General features: G+C 75.5%; 3 protein-coding genes. All 3 read left to right on the forward strand.

All coding sequences use genetic code 11. The features are described 5' to 3' along the window. Positions 1–642, forward strand: a 642-nt coding sequence (locus AC1DUQ_RS21000) for an arsenate reductase/protein-tyrosine-phosphatase family protein (RefSeq protein ID WP_477074546.1), incomplete at its 5' end; no start/stop codon positions are given. Then, positions 639–1,052, forward strand: a complete 414-nt coding sequence (locus AC1DUQ_RS21005; protein WP_477062519.1) for an arsenate reductase ArsC — start codon at positions 639–641, stop codon at positions 1,050–1,052. The genes AC1DUQ_RS21000 and AC1DUQ_RS21005, both read left to right, overlap by 4 nt. Further along, the coding region (locus AC1DUQ_RS21010) for an APC family permease (protein WP_477074547.1) at positions 1,049–2,255 on the forward strand (1,207 nt) is incomplete at its 3' end. The genes AC1DUQ_RS21005 and AC1DUQ_RS21010, both read left to right, overlap by 4 nt.

Below are 2,255 nucleotides of genomic sequence, written 5' to 3' on the forward strand. Positions count from 1 at the left end.
GTGCTGGAGTCGTTCGCCGGCACCGAGGAGCGCACGGCGGCGGCGATCCCGGACCTCGACGCCCGCCTCGACCGCATCACCGCCGAGCTCGCACCGCGGTACCCGACGATCGACCCCCTCCGGGTCCGCGACGTCGTCCGCGACTCCGCGACGGCCCTCGCCAGGACGGGCGCCGGCTCGCGCACGGTCGGCCTCGCCGAGCGGTTCGCGCGGCAGCGCCTCGACGACCTCGCCCGCATCGAAGGCGCGACGACAGTCCCCCGCGTGCTGTTCGTCTGCGTCGCCAACGCCGGTCGCTCGCAGCTGGCCGCCGCCCTGCTCCGGCGCTACGCCGGCGACGCGGTCCTCGCCCGGTCCGCGGGCTCGGCGCCCGCCGCCGCGATCCACACCCACGTCCGTCCCGAGCTCGACGCCCTGGGCGTCGACGGCTTCCCGAAGCCGCTGACCGACGACGCCGTGCGCGCCGCCGACGTCGTGGTGACCATGGGCTGCGGCGACGTCTGCCCGGTCTACCCCGGCATCCGGTACGAGGACTGGGCGGTCGGCGACCCCGCCCTCGCCTCCCCCGACGGCGTCGCGGCGATCCGCGCCGACATCGACTCCCGCGTCCAGACCCTGCTCACCACCCTTGGAGTGTCATGACCCAGCCCAGCGTCCTGTTCGTCTGCGTGCACAACGCCGGCCGGTCCCAGATGGCGGCCGGCTTCCTGAAAGCCCTGTCCGGCGGCGCCGTGGAGGTCCTGTCGGCCGGGTCGATGCCCGCGGACAAGGTCAACCCGGTCGCGGTCGACGCGATGGCGGAGGTCGGCATCGACATCCGCGCGGAGCAGCCGAAGGTGCTCACCACCGAGGCCGTGCAGGCCTCCGACGTGGTGGTGACCATGGGCTGCGGCGACGCGTGCCCGTACTTCCCGGGCAAGCGGTACGAGGACTGGGTGCTCGAGGACCCCGCGGGCCAGGGCATCGAGTCGGTCCGTCCGATCCGCGACGAGATCCGCGGCCGGATCCTGACCCTGCTCGACGAGCTGGGCGTGGAGCCGGTCGGCGCGTGACCGCCCTCGTCCGGCGGCTGGGGGTCGCCGACGCCGTCGTCGTGGGGCTCGGCGCGATGCTGGGCGCCGGGGTGTTCGCCGCCTTCGCGCCCGCGGCCGAGGCCGCCGGGTCGGGTCTGCTGATCGGGCTGGCGATCGCCGCGGTGGTGGCGTTCTGCAACGCGACGTCGTCGGCACGGCTGGCGGCGCTGTACCCGGAGTCGGGGGGCACCTACGTCTACGCGGGGCGGCGGCTCGGCCGGTTCTGGGGGTTCCAGGCCGGCTGGTCGTTCGTCGTCGGCAAGACGGCGAGCTGCGCGGCGATGGCCCTGACGTTCGCGTCCTACGCAGCGCCCGGGCAGGCGCGCCTGGTCGGCATCCTCGCGGTCGTCGCGATCACCGCGCTGAACTATCGCGGCGTGCAGAAGACGGCCCTGGTCACGCGGGTGATCGTCGCCCTCACGCTCGTGACGCTCGCGGTCGTCGTCGCGGCGTCGGTGGCCGGCGGGACCGCGTCGACGGAGAACCTCGCAGGCGTCGACCTCGGTGGCGTGCTGCAGTCCGCGGGGCTGCTGTTCTTCGCGTTCGCCGGGTACGCGCGGATCGCCACGCTGGGCGAGGAGGTGGTCGATCCGCGCCGCACGATCCCCCGGGCGATCCCGCTCGCGCTCGGCATCGTGCTGGTGGTCTACCTCGTCGTCGGCGTCTGCGCGCTCCTCGCGGTGGGACCGGACGTCCTGGCCGCGACCGCCGCACCCCTGCGCGCGGTGGTCGAGGCGGGGTCCTGGGCGGCCCTCAGCCCGGTCGTGCAGGTCGGTGCCGCCGTCGCGTCGCTGGGCGCCCTGCTGGCGCTGGTGCTCGGGGTGTCGCGCACCGCCTTCGCGATGGCCCGCGACCACGAGCTGCCGCCGTTCCTCGCAGCGGTGCACCCGCGGCACGGCGTCCCCTACCGGGCGGAGCTCGCCGTCGCGGCCGTCGTCATCGTGCTCGTCGCGACCCTGGACGTGCGCGGCGCGATCGGGTTCTCGTCGTTCGGCGTGCTCACCTACTACGCCCTGACCAACGCCAGCGCGCTGCGCCTGGGGGCCGACGAGGGCCGGCCGCCGCGCTGGGTGGCCGCGCTCGGGCTGGTCGGCTGCGTGGTCCTCGCGCTCACGCTCCCGCTGCCGTCCGTGCTCGGCGGGCTGGCGGTGGCGCTCGTCGGCGCCGGCGTCTGGGCCGTGC

The organism is Cellulomonas sp. P4_B5_2 (genome assembly GCF_056402235.1).

What these genes read in the sequence shown, in the direction of transcription:
- AC1DUQ_RS21005 (WP_477062519.1), top strand. Translation starts at nt 639, where the DNA reads ATGACCCAGCCCAGCGTCCTGTTCGTCTGCGTGCACAACGCCGGCCGG.